General features: G+C 68.3%; 17 protein-coding genes. 6 read left to right on the top strand and 11 right to left on the bottom strand.

Annotated elements, in window-relative coordinates; translation table 11 throughout:
• Positions 1–62: 62 nt before the first annotated feature.
• The 5 genes from ACMZPQ_RS14205 to ACMZPQ_RS14185 all read left to right on the top strand — a co-directional run bounded on the left by ACMZPQ_RS14205 (position 63) and on the right by ACMZPQ_RS14185 (position 5,257).
• A complete protein-coding gene (locus ACMZPQ_RS14205) occupies positions 63–1,076 on the top strand; it encodes a hypothetical protein (protein WP_197581118.1) in 1,014 nt (337 codons plus the stop codon).
• Between the two features lie 139 nt (positions 1,077–1,215).
• On the top strand, positions 1,216–2,076 hold the full coding sequence (locus ACMZPQ_RS14200) for a DUF2306 domain-containing protein (RefSeq protein WP_197581115.1): 861 nt from the start codon (positions 1,216–1,218) through the stop codon (positions 2,074–2,076).
• Positions 2,077–2,110: 34 nt separating this feature from the next.
• On the top strand, positions 2,111–3,172 hold the full coding sequence (locus ACMZPQ_RS14195; RefSeq protein WP_312644991.1) for a sensor histidine kinase: 1,062 nt from the start codon (positions 2,111–2,113) through the stop codon (positions 3,170–3,172).
• Positions 3,169–3,942 (top strand): LytR/AlgR family response regulator transcription factor, encoded by a 774-nt coding sequence (locus ACMZPQ_RS14190; RefSeq protein WP_197581109.1) that lies wholly within the window; start codon positions 3,169–3,171, stop codon positions 3,940–3,942. The genes ACMZPQ_RS14195 and ACMZPQ_RS14190 overlap by 4 nt, the downstream gene beginning before the upstream one ends.
• 55 nt (positions 3,943–3,997) lie before the next feature.
• A complete protein-coding gene (locus ACMZPQ_RS14185; protein ID WP_197581202.1) occupies positions 3,998–5,257 on the top strand; it encodes an MFS transporter in 1,260 nt (419 codons plus the stop codon).
• A gap of 4 nt (positions 5,258–5,261) precedes the next feature.
• Here the strand turns inward: ACMZPQ_RS14185 and ACMZPQ_RS14180 are convergent, their stop codons facing one another.
• Positions 5,262–6,209 carry a nucleoside hydrolase gene (locus ACMZPQ_RS14180; protein ID WP_197581106.1) on the bottom strand — a complete coding sequence of 316 codons (948 nt, stop codon included), beginning with the start codon at positions 6,207–6,209 and terminating at the stop codon, positions 5,262–5,264.
• Positions 6,210–6,360: 151 nt separating this feature from the next.
• On the opposite strand from ACMZPQ_RS14180, the gene ACMZPQ_RS14175 reads away from it, so the two are divergent.
• The gene (locus ACMZPQ_RS14175) at positions 6,361–6,693 is read left to right on the top strand and encodes a hypothetical protein (protein WP_197581103.1); all 333 of its coding nucleotides are present in this window, start codon (positions 6,361–6,363) and stop codon (positions 6,691–6,693) included.
• Positions 6,694–6,739: 46 nt separating this feature from the next.
• Here the strand turns inward: ACMZPQ_RS14175 and ACMZPQ_RS14170 are convergent, their stop codons facing one another.
• The 10 genes from ACMZPQ_RS14170 to ACMZPQ_RS14125 all read right to left on the bottom strand — a co-directional run bounded on the left by ACMZPQ_RS14170 (position 6,740) and on the right by ACMZPQ_RS14125 (position 17,408).
• The gene (locus tag ACMZPQ_RS14170) at positions 6,740–7,459 is read right to left on the bottom strand and encodes a GntR family transcriptional regulator (protein WP_008266401.1); all 720 of its coding nucleotides are present in this window, start codon (positions 7,457–7,459) and stop codon (positions 6,740–6,742) included.
• A gap of 105 nt (positions 7,460–7,564) precedes the next feature.
• Positions 7,565–8,932: an SLC13 family permease gene (locus tag ACMZPQ_RS14165; protein ID WP_049458929.1), complete on the bottom strand. Its 1,368-nt coding sequence runs from the start codon at positions 8,930–8,932 to the stop codon at positions 7,565–7,567.
• A gap of 104 nt (positions 8,933–9,036) precedes the next feature.
• Entirely contained in the window at positions 9,037–9,957 is a 921-nt protein-coding gene (mdcH, locus tag ACMZPQ_RS14160; protein WP_197582765.1) for a malonate decarboxylase subunit epsilon, read from the bottom strand.
• The gene (mdcB, locus tag ACMZPQ_RS14155) at positions 9,954–10,811 is read right to left on the bottom strand and encodes a triphosphoribosyl-dephospho-CoA synthase MdcB (protein WP_197582764.1); all 858 of its coding nucleotides are present in this window, start codon (positions 10,809–10,811) and stop codon (positions 9,954–9,956) included. The genes mdcH and mdcB overlap by 4 nt, the downstream gene beginning before the upstream one ends.
• Positions 10,808–11,449, bottom strand: a complete 642-nt coding sequence (gene mdcG, locus ACMZPQ_RS14150) for a malonate decarboxylase holo-[acyl-carrier-protein] synthase (RefSeq protein WP_197582762.1) — start codon at positions 11,447–11,449, stop codon at positions 10,808–10,810. The genes mdcB and mdcG overlap by 4 nt, the downstream gene beginning before the upstream one ends.
• Entirely contained in the window at positions 11,442–12,146 is a 705-nt protein-coding gene (gene mdcE / locus ACMZPQ_RS14145) for a biotin-independent malonate decarboxylase subunit gamma (RefSeq protein WP_197582769.1), read from the bottom strand. The genes mdcG and mdcE overlap by 8 nt, the downstream gene beginning before the upstream one ends.
• Before the next feature lie 2 nt (positions 12,147–12,148).
• Positions 12,149–13,057 (bottom strand): biotin-independent malonate decarboxylase subunit beta, encoded by a 909-nt coding sequence (locus ACMZPQ_RS14140; RefSeq protein ID WP_197582761.1) that lies wholly within the window; start codon positions 13,055–13,057, stop codon positions 12,149–12,151.
• Positions 13,054–13,374: a malonate decarboxylase acyl carrier protein gene (gene mdcC, locus ACMZPQ_RS14135; RefSeq protein WP_197582760.1), complete on the bottom strand. Its 321-nt coding sequence runs from the start codon at positions 13,372–13,374 to the stop codon at positions 13,054–13,056. The genes ACMZPQ_RS14140 and mdcC overlap by 4 nt, the downstream gene beginning before the upstream one ends.
• Before the next feature lie 10 nt (positions 13,375–13,384).
• The gene (gene mdcA / locus ACMZPQ_RS14130) at positions 13,385–15,028 is read right to left on the bottom strand and encodes a malonate decarboxylase subunit alpha (protein ID WP_133934087.1); all 1,644 of its coding nucleotides are present in this window, start codon (positions 15,026–15,028) and stop codon (positions 13,385–13,387) included.
• Between the two features lie 190 nt (positions 15,029–15,218).
• Positions 15,219–17,408: a TonB-dependent siderophore receptor gene (locus tag ACMZPQ_RS14125; protein WP_197582759.1), complete on the bottom strand. Its 2,190-nt coding sequence runs from the start codon at positions 17,406–17,408 to the stop codon at positions 15,219–15,221.
• Between the last annotated feature and the right edge of the window lie 39 nt (positions 17,409–17,447).

Genomic DNA, 17,447 nt, shown 5'->3' with positions numbered 1-17,447 from the left:
CATCCCAACTGGCCCCGGATCGGCGATCATCTGCACGGAATGTCGAAGACGGGAAACACATCATGCAGGGAACGCATCGTTCAATCCGGCGCCCGCGCCACGGTGCACTGCTGATCGGTGCACTGCTGCTGGCCGGTTGCCAGCGCACGCCGGGGGTGCCCGGCGAAGCACCCGCGGCAGGCGCACCGGTTGCCGCGCCAGTGGCCAGCACCGATCTCTCCCCGCTGCTCGATGCCCTGCCGACGTGCGCGCTGGAGGGCTGGTACATCGATCAACAAACCGATCGCTCGGCCCACCCCTGGTTGGCCGCGAATGCACCAATGCCCTGCCGGGAGGACGCGGAGAACGAGATCGCCACGTTCTGCGTGCAGGGGCAGTGGCAGGGGCTGCCGGTGGACGAGGTGATCCTGCCGACAATGACGTTCGTGTCGTTCCGTGGTGCGAAGATCGGCCTGCCGCTGGAGAAGGCGCGCCCGATCATCCGCCAGCGCTTCGGGCGGGATTTCCCGGGTGGTGCCGCCTACGAGGAGGGCCGCGAGCCAAAGCTGATGGCCGATCCCGAGGATGCGCAGCGCTCATGGCTGCTGTGCAGCACGCCGGAGCTGGGGCATGACGTGGACAGCGAGGGGAGCCTCCGCTATGCCGGCATGAACCTGCCCTACGACCACGACGGTTGCAGCTACCGCTACAGCCCGGTCGACTTCTGCGATGCGCGGCATCGTGCGCGCATCGAGGATGCGCTGCAGAACCAGAAGCCCAATTTCAACCAGCATTATCTGCTGGTGCAGATCGATGATCGCCCCGAATACTTCCAGCGCACCGTGGTGCTGGTCGATACCCGCACTGGTGAGGCGACACCGCTGCCGATCGACGCCTTCACTGGAGTAGCGGGGAAGGGCGGTGATGCTACCGGCTACGGGACTCTGGAGACGGGCGTGGACCAGCAGCAGTTCTGCCTTGATGGTGCGTTGCTGGTCTATCGTGCGTTCGAAGAGGGGCGATTCTGCTTCGGCTTTGACGGTGAACGCTTCACCGGCCATGAAACCCAGTACATGCAGGCAGCCGCAGCTCCCTAGCCGGTAGTGCAGAGCGTAGCCAAACCAGCGGTCGCCGCCTGGCGTCACTGGTCGGCACCGGCCGTCACTGATCGCGGTCAGCGCCTCCATGCCCGTGGTTGCGGCCAACAATGGCGCACTCCCTGAAGGAAGCCCCGCCATGTCCTTGCCTGCTGTTGCCATCACCGCCGGGCGCGAAGCGCGCGACGAACGGGTGCCCGCATCGCGCCGCCAGCGCCTGCTGCGCATCGGAGCCCTGGCCTGGCTGGGCAGTGCCGCACTCGGCCAGTTGCTGTTCGCCGTCTACATCGTGGGCTTCTACGGGCGCAGCACGCTGGCGGGCCAGCCGTTGCGCTGGAACGAGGTGATGCCGCATGGCTACGTCACCGGGGCGACCACCTTCAACGCCGTGCTGGCGCTGCACCTGCTGCTGGCCGCGGGCATCGTGCTGGGTGGCTGGCTGCAGCTGTGGCCAACGCTGCGGCGCTGGGCACCGGCCGTGCACCGCTGGAACGGCCGGCTCTATGTGTTGGCGGCGGTACTGCTGGCACTGGGCGGCCTGGCGATGGTGTGGGTCCGCGGCGGCGCCGCCGGTGATGTTTCGCAGCACCTGGGCACCTCGCTCAACGCCGTCTTGATCCTGTGGTTCGCGACGGCGGCGTGGTGGCATGCGCGCCAGCGACGCCTGGGCGAACACCGCGCATGGGCGCTGCGCCTGTTCCTGGCGGTGGGGGGCGTGTGGTTCTTCCGCATTGGGCTGATGCTGTGGCTGCTCCTCAACCAGGGGCCGGCGGGCTTCGATCCGGATACCTTCACCGGCCCCGCGTTGACCGTGCTGGCGTTTGCACAGACCCTTCTGCCCCTGGCCGTGCTGGAACTGTATCTGCGCGCCCAACGCCCTGCAGGAGCGGCGCATGCCTGGCTGGTCGGCGTGGTCCTGCTGGTTGCGGCCGTGGCCACCCTGGCCGGCAGCCTCGCTGCGGCGGCGCTGATGTGGTGGCCACCGCTTGCAGCCGGCTGACGTGGGCGCACGGCAAGGCGCTATGCTGCCGCCCATGCCCGATGTGCTGTCGCCACCGCCGGTTTCGCTGCTTCGCCGAACGCTGTGGTGCGCAGGCATCTCGCTGGCACTTGGCGCGCTGCTGGTCATCGACTGGCATCCGTGGTGGACGGTGCTGCCGCGTGCGCTGGCATTGGGCCTGGCCGCGATGCTGGTGTTCACCGTGCTGGAGCGCTGGCCCGGATCGCTGCCGCGGTGGCTGTCACGCTGGGTCGTGCAGATCCTCGCGGTGGCGATGGTGATTCCGCTGGGAACCCTGGTGATCTATCTGGCGGGCACTGACACGGGCGCACCGCCATTCTGGCAGGATGCCGATCGCTGGACCGGGTTCCTGACCCTCAACGTGGTTGGCCTGCTGGTCGCACCGTGGGTGGCGCTGGCGGCACTGGTGAGGCACAAGGACGCACTGGCGCGGCACCAGGCCCTGGCCTTCGCGCTGGAACGCAGCGAGCTGGAGCGGCAGGCGCTGGAAGCGCGCGTGCAGCTGCTGCAGCGCCAGGTAGCACCGCATTTCCTGTTCAACACCCTGGCCAACCTGCAGGCGCTGGTGGACAGCGGTTCACCGCAGGCATCGGGGGTGATGCGCCATCTGGTGGCTTACCTGCGCGGCAGCGTGCCACGCCTGCAGCAGCCGCTGGTACGGATGGAGGATGAAATCGCACTGGTAAGTGCCTATCTGGAACTGATGCATATGCGGATGCCGGATCGGCTGCGCTTCCGCCTGGATGTTGCCGAGCAGGCGCGCGCGCTGGGTTGCCCGGGCCTGTCCGTGCTGACCCTGGTGGAGAACGCGATCCGCCATGGCATCGACCCCTGCGAAGACGGTGGCGAAGTGGTGGTGCAGGTGCGCTGCGACGCGGCGAGTTGTGAGGTCTGCGTGGTGGACGACGGCCGGGGCCTGTCTGCTACCGCGCCAGGCCTGGGCACCGGCCTGCAGGCACTGCGCCAGCGGCTGCAGCTGCTGTATAGCGATGCTGCGTCCCTGCAGTTGCAGGCGGGTCCACAGCGCGGTGTGATCGCGCGCCTGCGGTTGCCGGCACGGGAGCTGCCCGCGTGATCACCACCGCCCTGATTGCCGATGACGAGCCGCTGCTGCGAGAAGCGCTGGCGGCACAGCTGGCGCAGGCATGGCCCGATCTGCGGGTGGTGGCACAGGCGCGCAATGGGCGCGAGGCACTGCAGGCATTTGAAACCCTGCAGCCGCAGGTCTGCTTCCTCGACATCCACATGCCCGGCCTGTCCGGCATCGACGTTGCCGCACGCATCGCGCGGCGCGCGCAGGTGGTGTTCGTCACCGCCTACGACGCCTATGCGGTGCAGGCCTTCGCGCAGGGCGCGCTGGATTACTTGGTCAAGCCGGTGGATGCACAGCGCCTGCACGATACGGTGCAACGGCTGCAGCAGCGGCTGCTGCAGCCGCCGCCCCTGCAGGACCTGCAGAAGCAGCTGCAGCAGCTGGCCGAACGCCTGTCGCTGCCGGCGCCGACGCCATTGCGCTGGCTGCACGCGCAGATCGGCAACGTGCTGCGGGTGATTCCCTGCAGCGCGGTGGATTTCCTGCGCGCCGACAGCAAGTACACGCAGGTCGGCTGGCGCGATGATGATGGCCGGCCCAGCGCGGCGGTGATCGCGATGCCGCTGAAGGAGCTGGTGCCACAACTCGACCCGGACAGCTTCGTGCAGGTGCATCGTTCGGCGGTGGTCAACCGGCACGCGGTGAAGCTGCTGGTGCGCGGTGACAACGAGACCGCCCAGCTGTACCTGCGGGGTCGTGACGACGTGCTGCCGGTCAGCCGCCGCTACCTGGGTGCGTTCCGTGCGATGTAGGCCGGTCCTGACCCGCGTTTCACCCGGCGCGTGACACCCTCCGCCCATGAATGAAATGACCGTGGCGCGGCAGCGCTCGATGTGGGTGGCCGGCCTGTCCACGGTGGTGGAGTGGTACGACTTCACCCTGTACCTGTACTTCGCCACGGTGCTGTCGCGGGTGTTCTTCGGCGGCGGCGAGCAGGCGATGCTGGTCACCCTGGCCGGCTTCGCGGTGTCCTACCTGATGCGCCCGCTCGGCGCGCTGTGCTTTGGCCACCTGGGCGACCGGCTGGGACGGCGCTGGATGCTGTTGGCTTCGATGGCGCTGATGGCGGCAGCGATGCTGGCCACCGCCCTGCTGCCGACCGCCGCAACGGCGGGCACCACCGCTGGGGTGCTGCTGCTGGTACTGCGCTGCGTGATGGCGTTCTCGGTGGGCGGTGAGTACACCGGTGTGGTCGCCTATCTGCTGGAAAGCGCGCCGGAACGGCGACGCGGCCTGGTGACCTCGCTGGCGTCGGCAGCCAGTGAAGTCGGTGCGTTGTTGGCGGTGGCGATCTCGGCGGCGACGGTGGCGCTGCTGGCACCTGTGCAGCTGGACAGCTGGGGCTGGCGCATTCCGTTCTTCGTCGGTGCGGCGCTGGCACTGGTGATCCTGGTCGCGCGCTCGGGCATGCACGAGTCGCCGGAATTCGAACGCCAGCGCCGCGAGGGCAGCATCCCGGCCACGCCGCTTCGCCACGTACTGCGCAACCATCCGCTGGCGGTGGCGCGTACCTTCGCGATCTCCGCACTGGGCTCGATCACCTACTACGTGGGCATCACCTATGTGCCGGCATTCCTGCATGCACAGGGACACGACGAAGGCGACGCGCTGTGGCTGTCGACGATCGCGGCGGTGGCGGTGATCGCGATCACGCCGCTGTGCGGCGCGTTGTCCGATCGCATTGGACGGCGGCCGATGCTGCTGGGCCTGACCGTGCTGGCGGCGCTGCTGCCGCTGTCGCTGTTCGCGTGGATGGCGCAGGCAACGGCGTGGGGCATCGCGCTGGCGGCGGTACTGCTGGCCTGCGTGGCCGGTGGCGTCAGTGCGGTGGCGGCACCGGCCACGGCCGAGCAGTTCCCCGGCGAAGGCCGGGTCAGCGGGCTGGCACTGGGGGTGACCATGGCCACGGCGGTATTCGGTGGCGCAACGCCATGGCTGGCGCAATGGTGGGTGCAACACAGCGGCTGGGCGGCGGCGCCGGGCGCGATGATCGCGCTGGTGGCGGTGCTGGTGCTGCCGGTGCTGTGGACCCTGCCCGAGACGGTCCCGGGCAGGTCCAGGCGCTAGCCGATCAGACCTTCAGGGTCTGCTCGATGTCGGCCAGTACGGCGGCTGCATCCACGCCGATGGCGACAGACTGCAGCACGTGCCCATCCCACACGCTGGGGCCGAAGCCCATGCCTTCCGGCTTGGGAATGGTCATGCCGCGGGCGACGCCGTCGGTGGCCACGCGCACGCTGGCGCGTTCGAACTGGAACAATTCCGGGCGCGTCAGCGCGATGCAGGCGCAGCAGTCGTGCACGACCATGCCCTTGTGCCCGGCCTGCAGGTAAAAGTCCACGTAGTCCTGCGACAGCGCACGCACCAGTTCGGCGTCGGCACCGCCGATCGCAGCCAGCGTGTCCAGGCCATCACGGTCCATTTCCACGCGGGTGGTCACGTCCAGGCCGATCGCGGTGACCGGCCAATGGGTGGTGAACACCACGTCGGCCGCTTCGGCATCGCCCCAGATGTTCGCCTCGGCGGCCGGGGTGATGTTGCCGTTGACGTGGAAGGCGCCGCCCATGATCACCACGCCGCGCACCAGGCCAGCGATGTCCGGCGCCTGCTGCAGGGCCAGCGCCAGGTTGGTCATGCGGCCCACCGCAACCAGGGTCACTTCGCCCGGATGGGCACGGACCAGGTCGATGATCAGCTGCGCGGCCGGGCGCGCGTCGGCGGCCACGTCCAGCTGCGCCGGCACCGGGTGGTTGCCCAGGCCGTTGTGGCCGTGGATGTGCACCGGCCACGCTTCCGGGGTGGCTTCCGGCTGCAGCGGGCCTGCCGCGCCGCGCGCGACCGGGGCGGCAAAGCCCCAGGTCTGCTTCAGGTACAGCGCATTGTGCGTGGTCGATTCAACCGAGGCGTTGCCGAAGGTGGTGGTGACGCCGATCAGGTCGATCTGCGGGTGCTTGTGCAGGTACAGCAGGGCCAGGGCGTCGTCGACGCCCGGGTCGGTATCGAAAATGACTTTCAGCATGTTGTTGTTCTTCTTCTTCCGTGTGGTGCGGGGGGCGCCGGCGGCCACGAGGCAGGCCGGCGCGCCCTACATTGTCCCATCTTCATGACAGGCAGGGCCAATGCCGGGGCGGAGCGGCATAATGCGGCCAGTCCTGGCACGGAGCCGCCGCATGCTGATCGTCGCCCTTCTGCTGATCCTGCTGGTGCTGGGCCTGAACCTGGTCGCCACGGTGGTCATTGTCCGGCGCGACGGCCTGTCGGCAGGCGGCCGTGCGGTGCAGCTGCTGCTGGTCTGGCTGCTGCCGCTGGTCGGCGCGATCCTGTGCATGGCGGTGGCCACCGCCGATGGCTCGGGCAGCCGGGGCGAAAACGGCCTCGGCGGCGCCTACGACCACTCAGGTGGCTATTCCAGTGACAGCCACAGCCATCACGGCCACAGCAGCTCCGACTGCAGCAGTGAGGGTGGTGGCAGTGACGGCGGCAGCTGCGGTGGCGGCGATTGATGAGACGTCCCGGTAGTGCCGGCCAGCGGCCGGCAACATCAGCAGCTCAGCCGCCGCCTGCGGTCGGCAACGGCGCCGGCACGTTCAGCAGCCCACCCGCTGCCACATAGGCGGCCAATGCCTGGCCCTGGCTCAGCAGATGGCGCTCCATGGTGCGTTCGGCGGCCTGCGCGTCGCGGCGGCGGAAGCACTCCATCAGTTCGCGGTGTTCGGCCAGCGACTGCGCGGTGCGGCCCGGGGTCAGCAGCTGGCGGCCGCGATGCATCTTCAGGATGCGGTGCAGGTCATGGGTGATGCGGATCAGCCACGGGTTGCCGGCGTAGTGCTGCACGGTTTCGTGGATCAGGTAGTTGTTGCGGTAGTACTCGGCGATGTTGCCCTCGGCTGCCGCCGCTTCCATCGCCGCGTGCAGCGCTTCCAGCTGCTGCACGCCGGCATCGTCGATATGCCTGACCGCCTCATGCGCGCAGCGGCCTTCCAGCATCGCCATCACCGGGAACAGCTGGTTGAGGTCTTCCAGCGTGAGCCGGGTGACCCGCGCGCCACGCCCGGCATCGATCTGCACCAGGCCTTCGGCGGCCAGCAGCTTCAGCGCTTCGCGCAGCGGCGTGCGGCTGATGCCCAGTTCCTCGCACAGCGCGGGCTCGTCGATCCACTCACCCGGCGGCAGCCGGTAATCGTAGATGCGCTCGCGCACATGCTCGGCCACCTCTTCATACAGAGGGGCACGCTTCTTCGGCGACCGTGGAGCAGGGGCAATGGCCATGGTGGAAGTGTACCGCCAGGTAGTGCCGGCCGCTGGCCGGCAACCCATGATTCCTGGATGGCTTCATGAGATTGCCGGCCAGCGGCCGGCACTACCGTTGGGTGGTTACATCCAGCCCGGCACCACGAACACCAGCCAGGCCAGCAGCGGCCCCAGTGCCACCACCAGGCCGCTGTAGACCAGGAACCGGCGGAACAGGGTCTCGCGTTCTTCCTTGGCGGCCGACGCCACCACCAGTGCGCCGTTGGTCGAGAACGGGCTGACATCGACGATGGTGGATGACACCGCCAGCGCACAGATCACGCCGGCCGCGCTGAGGTGGCCCTGCATCAGGAACGGCACCGCCAGCGGAATGGTGGCGCCCAGCACGGCGGCCGACGAGGCGAATGCGGAGACGATGCCACCGACGTAGCAGACCAGCAGTGCACCGAGCAGCGGGATGCCGATATCGGATACACCATTGCCGATGAAGTCCACCGCACCGGCATGTTCCAGTACGCCGATATAGGTCACCACGCCGCAGATCAGCAGCACGGTGGACCAGCTGATGCCATCGACCGCCCCTTTCTGGCTCTGCGGCGACAGCAGCGCCAACGCCACCGCCACGGTGATCGAGACCAGGCCGACGTTGAGGTTGTAGATCAGCGCGGCCACGCCCAGGCCCAGCAGGCCGATCAGGGTGAACAGCCGCTCGCGGGTCAGGTTCACCGCATCCAGTGCCACCGGATCATTGGACAGGGTGCCACCGCCGGCGGCAACCAGCGCGCCATGGCCTTCGATCGCGAACTGGCGCGACGATGCCTGCGGGCCGCCGGCCATCGCCAGCTCGGCATTGCCGATCGTTCCCGCTGCGGTGATCGAGCCGCGACGCAGCAGGGCGATGCCACCGAAGGCGAAGAAGCAGATCGTCGCCATCATCAGGTTGAAGCCCAGGCTGGTCAGGAACACCGCCATCTCAGTTACTTCCAGCCCGGCCTTCTGCACCACGCCATTGGTGATGCTGCCGTACACGCTGATCGGCGAGAAACCGCCCGCCTGCGCACCATGGATGACCAGCAGGCCCATCATCAGCGGATTGATGTTGTACTGCTTGGCAAAGCGCAGGGCGACCGGGCCGATGATGGCGACCGCGGCCGGGCCCAGCGCACCGAACGCGGTGAGCACCGCGGTGATCACGAACATCACCCACGGAATGGCCACGATATGGCCGCGCACCGCTTTCACTGCCCAGTGCACCAGCAGGTCGATGGTGCCGTTCTTCTGCGCGATGGCGAACAGATAGGTGATGCCGACCAGGGTCAGGAACAGATCGCCTGGAAAGCCGGCCAGGACCTCCTTGCCTCCCATGTCGACCCACAGCCCGCCGATGATGAAGGCCAGCGCGAAAGCGACGGCGCCCATGTTGATCGGCATTGCCGTGGCGACGATGAACATGATCACCAGACCGATGATCGTTGCGATTTGTGGACTCATGCGCCCTCCCAGACACGTGACTCACGTACAGCGCGGATGGAGACCCGCCATCCCGGGGTAAGGCGACGTACGGCGTGTTGCGTGATACGTACTGCTCGAACCCGTTACTGCTGCCGATCCAGCGCACTGCGGACCCACGCCGCGGCACCCTCAAGGCTCTGGAACTCTTCCACCGCGCGCATCTCGCAGCACGGATAGGACGGCGCGACCATGCGCGCCAGCGCATTGCCCGGGCCCAGCTGCAGGAACACCCGTGCGCCGCGCTCGAAGGCCTGGCGCATCACCTGCGCCCACTCGATGGTCTGTGCCAGCTGGGCCGACAGCGTGTGCACCACGGCGGCGCCATCACGCACCGGGCGGGCATCGACGCCGGCCAACAGGGGCAGCCGCGGCGCATGCACCTGCGCGGCCCGCAGCGCTGCGGCAAACGGTGCCTGCGCACTGGCCAACAGCGGCGTGTGTGCGGGCACATGGACCGGCAGCGGACGGATCTCCGCGCCGTGTGCCTGCGCGTCTGCCGCCAGCGCGTGCAGCGACGGCTGTGCACCGCCCACGATGAAGTGGTCATGGCCATTGGCGATGGCAATGAAGGCGCCATGCATGTCGCACAACCGCTGCGTGGCATCGCGGTCCAGCCCCAGCACTGCCTGGAGCCCGGCATCGCGAGGGCTGGCGGCGTCCATCAGGCGCGCGCGCTGCGCAGACAGTGCCAGGCAGGTGGTGATGTCGAAGCTGCCGGCGATGGCATGCACGGCGAGCTCGCCGATGCTGTAGCCGGCAATCACCGTCGGCGTCGGCAATACCTCGCGCAGGCCCTGCCAGTGCGCCAGGCTGGCTGCGCACAGCAGGGGCTGCGCCTGCACATTGTCGAAACGGTCGTCGGCCGCCGCAGCGGCGAATACATCGCGGCCCAGCAGTTCGCCGGTGGCATCCAGCAGCGGTTGTGCGGCGGCCAGGCCGCGCACGCGATCGAACATCGCCGGATGCTGTGCGCCTTGTCCGGGACAGAGCAGGGCCAGGCTCATGCGCCCTCCTGCTGCAACAGGAACACGCTGCAGGCGAGCAGGTCGGCGCTGCCGCCGGGGCTCAAGCGACGCACGACGAAGGCATCGGCGATCTGTTGCAGGCGCGGCCGCCAATCGTGCGCGAAGGCCCCGCCGTCGGCCAGGAAACGGTGGGCCTGCTGCCGTGCCCAGCGCAGGCCTTCCGCACCACCGCGATGCAGCAGGTTGAGGTCTTCGGTGCGTGCGACCAGCTGCATCAGCGTGTGGCACATCGCGGCCTCGCGTGACAGGCCATTGGCCAGCGCATGGCGCAGGCTGGGCAACGCCACCTCGCGCAGCAGCGGATAACCTGCAGCGGCGTGTTCGCGCACACCGGGCACATTGTGCCGGGCGCGCGCACGTTGGCCTGGGCTGCCTGCATCCAGCGGGGCATGTGCGAAGTGCCCCGCCCAGCGACGTACCTCCAGGCAGACCCGCTCACCGCTGGTGGCATGGCCCAGGCGGGAACGGCAGGCAGCGGCGGCCGCGACCAGCAGGCCGAGGCTGAAGATCGCGCCACGATGGGTATTGATGCCTGCGGTCGCGCGCAGCATCGCCGCTTCGGCGGCGATGCCACACCGGCGCAGGGCATCGAAGTCCGCCCCGGCTGCACCGAGGCAGGCCACGGCAGCGAAATAGTGGCGCAGCGCGAACAGGCTGCGCAGGAATGTGCCGGCGTGCATGTCGTGATGGCTGCCGGTGTCGAAGGGAGTGACCAGCCCGGGCTTGGGCGCCAGCGCCAGTTCCGCGTGCAGGCTGGCGACGGCCAGACGCCCCAGGCGCGCGCTGTCCGCGGCAGCTGCCGGTCGGACAGTCGGCTGCGCGACGGCGCTCATGCGGTCACCCCGGCGGGGGCGAACACGGACTCGCGCAGTTCTAGGGCGGCGCCGTCGTGGCGCTTGACCAGCACTTCGCGGCTGCGTCCCGCGTACTCCCGCCAGTTCACGGCGGCATCGCCGGCCAGGCACAGTTCGCCATCGACCCGGCGGCCGTGTTCGGTTTCCCAGGCCTGCAGCCTTGCAACCAGGGCGTCTGCCTGTGCGCTGCTGTCGATCCTCCACAGCAGATCGATGTCCGAACGCGCGTGCACATAGTGCAGGCCGGTCAGGTGCTGCCACGCGAAGGCACCGAATACATGCGCCGCAGCGATGCCGTGCAGTGCCTGCAGGGGGCGTTGCCAGTCCTGCGCAACGTTGCCTTCCAGCACCGTATGAAGTGATGGTGGCGGTGCGCTGCGCAGCACATCGCGTGCCGGCACGCGCAGGGCCAGGCGCAGTTTGCCCTCGGCCGGCGGCAGCGGTACGCCCAGGCGCAGCCGGGGATCGGCATCGTCGGCGGCACGCCGGGCGACGATGGCCGGCAGGCCCTGCGCGAACCAGTTGGCCAAGCGCGCTTCATGCGCGGCGATGTCCGCCTGCCAGGCCGCGTGTGCCGACAGCCAGACCAGCGTATGCCGGGGCAAGCGCTCAGGCATCGCCCTGGCTCACTGCAGCGGCCACCGTTGCGGCCAGGCGACGCCCGCCACGTTCGGCACCCCGCGCGGCGCGGCGGTCGCCATCGGTGGGCGTGCGCAGCGCCTGCAGCAGATGTGCGGCCAGGTCGCCGCCCCAGATCGAATCCACCGCGCCCATCGCCACGTAGTTCTGCACGCCCGGTGCGAATACCGGCGAGCTCTGGCTGAGTGCCTGCAGTTTCTCCAGCGGCTGCTTGGTCACCCGCGCCATCGCGCGCAGGTCCATCACCCGCACCTGCGCATCGGGCAGGGCATGGATGTGGTCGGCCATCAGGCCGAAGGACAGGAACCCACCGCTCACCGATTCACCGTAGACCAGGGTGACCAGGCGGGCGCCACGGCGGCGGGCCAGATCCAGCGTCTGCGCCAGGTGCGCGAAACAGCCGTTGATGCCGAGCAGTTCGTCGCGGCGTGCCAGGCGCTGGCCGGCGGTGTCGACCAGCATCACGATCGGTCGATGGGGATGCGCGGCGGTGCTGGCCAGCACGGTTTCGGCCAGTGCCAGTGCGTGGTCCACGCCCACTTCGAGCTTGTCGGCGGTGCCGATCACAGTCACGTCGCCGTCGTCGGTGCTGGCGGTTCCGGTCAGCACCGAGTCCTCCACGGCAACGGCGTGGCCACGCGGAAACAGGGCATCGAGCAACGCGTGCAGGGGCAGGCTCATGGCAGGCTCCGGTCAGCGGTGGCGGCGAGGAAGTCGTCGGTGTCCAGCAGCGGCAGCCGCTCGGGTTCGGTGATGCCCAGCAGCGACCAGATCTCAAGACCATCGCGGCATCCGCCCCAGGCCTGCACGCGTGCCTTCAATGCGGCATGACGTGCCTGCAGGGCCTTCAGTGCGGCATCTGCATCGGTGCTGGCGGTGTCCGCCAGCAGCGCATCGAATGCCGCCTGCGCGAACGCCCCGATGGCATCGGGCACCAGCACCTGGGCCTGGTCGATCAGGTAGCGGTGCTTGCCGCCAGTGACCCGCCAGACCAGCGCGCGGTCGCGGGAATCGAACTCTTCCACGCCGCGAACGGTTTCGATCACCTCCGGCCCGGACAGCGACAGCCGGCCTTCCTCGGACATGATCACCGTGCTGCAGCAACGGGCAACGATGCCCATGCCACCGAACGCGCCGTTGCCACTGCCGATCAGCGCTACCACCGGGACGCCCGCAGCGCGTGCATCCAGGGTGGCGCGCATGATCTCGGAGATGGCAATCAGGCCGGCATTGGCTTCGTGCAGGCGTACGCCGCCGGTATCAAGCAGCAGCAACACCCCATCGGGGCGGGTCGCTGCTGCGCGGCGCAACAGGCCGGTCAGCTTGGCGCCATGCACTTCGCCCACGCCGCCCCCCATGAATTCACCCTGCTGCGCGGCCAGCAGCACGCGCTTGCCGCGAAGCGTGGCTTCGCCGACGACGATGCCATCGTCGAATGCGGCTGGCTGGTCGAGTTGGGCCAAGTGCGGGCTCATCATCCGTCGCGCAGGGCCGAGGAACTCGCGGAACGAACCCGCATCGACCAGCCCGGCAATGCGTTCGCGCGCATCGGCTTCGTAGTAGCTGTGGCGCTGGACGTGGCTCATGGCGTGCCTCCGGCCAGCAGGGTTTCCACCGCCTGGTCCAGGCGCAGGCTGACCACCGCCGGGGTGGCGCCGGAGTCGTTGATCGAGATGCGCACATCGCGCAGCGGATGGCGATGCGCGAAATCGCCGATCACCGCCTCCCATACACGGCCGAAGCCCTGCGCGGCGGTGATGATGCGGACCGTCATCGCGCCCTCCAGCTCTGCCGGCTCCAGCAGGATTTCCAGGTTGCCCGAGGCCAGCACGCCCACCAGCACCGCATCACGCGGGAACTGCACCGGGGTGCGTCCTTCGAATCGATAGTCGAGGGTTTCCATGCTCAGCCCCTTACCAGTTTCGGAAGCGCTTGGGCGGGTCGTACAGACCGCCGGACCAGCGCACCAGATCCTTCACCGAGCGTGCCGCCAGCAGGTCGCGGCTGGCATCACGCACGGAGATGCCCAGGTCTTCGGGGCGGCGGATGACACCACGGTCGCGCAGGTTCTCCACCATCGCGCGATCGCGGCCCAGGCCGACCGCCGTATAGCCGGACACGCCGCGGATCGCCTGTTCGCGTTCTTCCGGCGTGCGGCACAGCAGCAGGTTGGCGATGCCTTCCTCGGTCAGCACATGGCTGACATCGTCGCCGTAGATCATCACCGGCGGCAGCGGCATGCCGGCGCGCTCGGCCAGTTCCCAGGCATCAAGGCGATCGACGAAGGCCGGTGCCATGTGTTCGCGGAAGGTTTCCACCATCTGCACCACCAGCTTGCGCCCGCGTGGCATCTCGCCGGGACGGGCGGCCTGCTGGCCAGCCTTGATCCAGGCGTCACTGGCGTGGCGGCGGCCACGCGCATCCGACCCCATGTTCGGTGCGCCGCCGAAGCCGGCGATGCGGTCTCGCGTGGCCGTGGAGCTGTTGCCCTGCAGGTCGATCTGCAGGGTCGAGCCGATGAACATGTCGCAGGCATACAGGCCGGCGGTCTGCGAGAACGCGCGGTTGGAGCGCATGGAGCCATCAGCGCCGGTGAAGAACACATCGCTTCGTGCGGCGATGTACTTCTCCATGCCCAGTTCGGAGCCGAACGAATGCACCGATTTTACGAAGCCCGATTCGATCGCCGGAATCAACGCCGGGTGCGGATTGAGGGCCCAGTGCTGGCAGATCTTTCCCTTCAGCCCGAGCGATTCGGCATAGGTCGGCAGCAGCAGCTCGATGGCGGCCGTGTCGAAGCCGATGCCATGATTGAGCCGGTTGACGCCGTACTCGGCGTAGATGCCCTTGATCGCCATCATCGCCATCAGCACCTGGATCTCGGAAATCTGTGCCGGGTCGCGGGTGAACAGCGGTTCGATGTGATTCGGTCGCGGCGCCTGCACCACGAAGTTGACCCAGTCAGCGGGGATGTCGACGCGGGGGAGGGTGTCGACGATTTCGTTGACCTGGGCGATCACGATGCCGCCACCGAAGGCGGTGGCCTCGACGATCACCGGCGTGTCTTCGGTGTTCGGGCCGGTGTAGAGATTGCCGTGCCGGTCGGCGGCCTGCGCGGCGACCAGCGCCACGCGCGGGGTAAGGTCGATGAAGTAGCGGCCGAACAGTTCCAGGTAGGTGTGGATGGCGCCGATCTGGATGCGCCCCTCGGCCACCAGGTTGGCCAGCCGCACCGACTGTGGGCCGGAGAAGGAGAAGTCCAGCCTGGAGGCGATGCCGCGTTCGAACACATCCAGGTGCGAAGGCAGTGACAGCACCGACTGCACCATGTGCAGGTCGTGAATCCGTGCCGGGTCGAGGTCGGCAAGTGCCTGGGCGAGGAAGTCGGCCTGCTTCTGGTTGTTGCCCTCCAGGCAGACCTTGTCGCCCGGCTCCAGCAGCGCGTGCAGCAGCTCGCCGATATCGGCGGCCGCCACCTCATGGCCGCGGGCCCAGCGCGAAGCGCGCTCCAGGCGTGCCTGGCGGCTGCGTTGCAACGTATCCCAGCTCGGGTTCATCGACCGGCTTCCGATTGTCGTTGAGATAATTACGACATAATTATGGAGGGGTGTGCAACCCGCAGCGCAGCAAAAAGAAGGGCCCGCGCGCAGGCGGGCCCATTCAGGTAGGCCACGACCGTGGGTCGTGGTGGAGGGCGTGCCGACCGACGGTCGGCATCCACCAGGCACCCGCCGGTTCGCGGGTCGCTTAGAACTTCCAGCGCAGGCTGGCTGCCACGAAGCGCGGCTCGCCGAAGTTGTTGTAGTCCAGGTTGGCCCAGTAGGTCTTGTCCAGCGCGTTGCGCACGCTCAGCGTCGCGGTCCAGTTGTCGCTGATGCGGTAGTTGGCGTTGAACTGCACCAGCGAGTACGCCGGCTGGTTTACCGTCACTGTGCCACCCAGCGGGTAGGCGATGTTGTAGCCCTGCACCCGGCTCTGCCACTGCAGGCCGCCGCCGATGCTCAGGCGTTCCAGCGCGCCGCGCAGCTGCACCTGGGTATTGAGCTGCAGCAGGTTCTCGGGCGGGTTGGCGTACAGCAGGTCGGTGGCGGCACGGGTCACCTTGACGTGGGTGTAGCCGGCGTTGACCGTCCAGCCCGGCAGGATTTCGCCGTTGACGTCCATTTCCCAGCCGCGCGCCTTGGTGCCGTTGATGCCGATGTAGGCCGAGCTGCCATCGCTCAGCGTGCCTTCCGGCACGCTCATGTCACGCACCGCGTAGTTGTCCTGCTTGGCCTCGAACACCGCGGCATTGGCGGTCAGGCGGCCATCGAACCACTGGGTCTTGATGCCCGCTTCCAGGTTCGAGCCCTGCACCGGCGCCAGCAGGTTCTCGTTGCGGTCCTTGTAGTTCTGCGGGTTGAAGATCTCGGTGTAGCTGGCATACGCCGAGACGTTCGGGGTGATCTCGTAGACCAGGCCCACGTACGGGGTGACCTCATCGCTCACCTTGTAGGCGCCGCTGGTGCCGGTATAGGCGCCGGCCGCGTTGTAGGAGCGGCTGAGGGTCTGCCAGCGGCTCAGGCGCGCACCGGCAATCAGCGACAGCGGATCGGCCAGGCGCAGGCGGGTGGCCAGGTAGACGCCACTCTGCGTGGTCTTGGCTACGCGGCGCGCGCCGGTGCGGGTGTAGGTCACCTCGGAAATGTCGCCATCCCAGTTGTACACGTTGGGGATGTAGTAGCAGCGCTCACGCCCGCAGGTCGCCCAGTCGCCCGGGAAGTTCAGCGCCACGGTATTGGTGGTGCCTTCCAGGTCCGACCACTGTGCCCCCACGGTCAGGTCGTGGTCGCGGCCGAACAGCGGGAAGGTGCCGGTCAGGTAGGCGTCGACGTTGCGGCGCGTATCCTTGGAATCGCCAGCGGCAGCGCGCAGGTAGATGCCCGCGCCGGAGTTCGGGTCCGGGTAGCCGGTGCCGTACAGGCGCACGTTCTGTACGTTGCCACGGGTGTAGGCGGTGTTGATCTTCAGCAGCCAGTCCTCGCCGAAGCGCTGTTCCAGATTGGCAAAGGCGGTATTGCTCTCGCGCTTCCAGTAGCTCCACTTCGGCGACAGGTTGGTCGAGCGCGCGAGATGGGCGAAGTTGCCCTGGTTGTCGAAGAACGCGACGGTACCCCAGGTCGAGCCGGTCGGGTTGTTGTCCTGGCTCTGGTAACCCAGGGTGAGGGTGGTGCTGTCGGTGACATCGCCTTCCAGCACCGCCATGCCAGCCATCTTGGTCTCGTCGTAGCGGTCGTAGTACAGCCCGCGATCGGTGTAGGCGGCCACCACCCGGCTGCGGAAGCGGCCATCATCGGTGAGCGGCGCGGTCACGTCCGCCTGCATGCGGCGGTAGTCCCAGCTGCCGGCACTGACCGAGAACGATGCGTCGAATTCCTTGCCCGGGCGCTTGCGCAGCAGGTTGACCGTGGCCGACGGCACGCCCGCACCGCTGAGCAGGCCGTTGGCGCCGCGGATCACTTCGATGCGGTCGTAGAAGGCGGTGTCGTATTCCTGGTTGGTGGAACCGCTGTAGGTGGGAATGCCGTCGACCTGGAAATCGGTGATGGCAAAGCCGCGCGCGTAGTAGAGCGGGCGCTGGGTGTCATAGAAGGACACGCTGACGCCGGGCACGGTACGCATCACGTCGTTGATGCTGAACAGCGATTCGTCCTGCAGGCGCTGCAGGCTGATCGCGGTGGCCGACTGCGGGGTTTCCTGCAGGGTGATCGGCAGGCGGGTGGAGCTGGACGGCGGTGCGGACTGTTCGGCGCGGACGCTGACCCGGTCCAGGGTCTTGGCGTCGGACGCATCGGCAACGGTCGCGGCGAGCACGGGGGAGGCCAGCAGGGTGAGGGATGACAGCAGGGCAGCCGGCAGCAGCGCGCGGCGCGGAAGGGGGATACGGATCTGGGACATGGTGGGCTCGAAGCGTGGAGGCGGGGAAGGGCGGCAACA

Source organism: Stenotrophomonas maltophilia (genome assembly GCF_047497515.2).
In the GTDB taxonomy this organism is placed as follows: domain Bacteria; phylum Pseudomonadota; class Gammaproteobacteria; order Xanthomonadales; family Xanthomonadaceae; genus Stenotrophomonas.
This window is presented reverse-complemented; position numbering and strand designations above follow the sequence as displayed.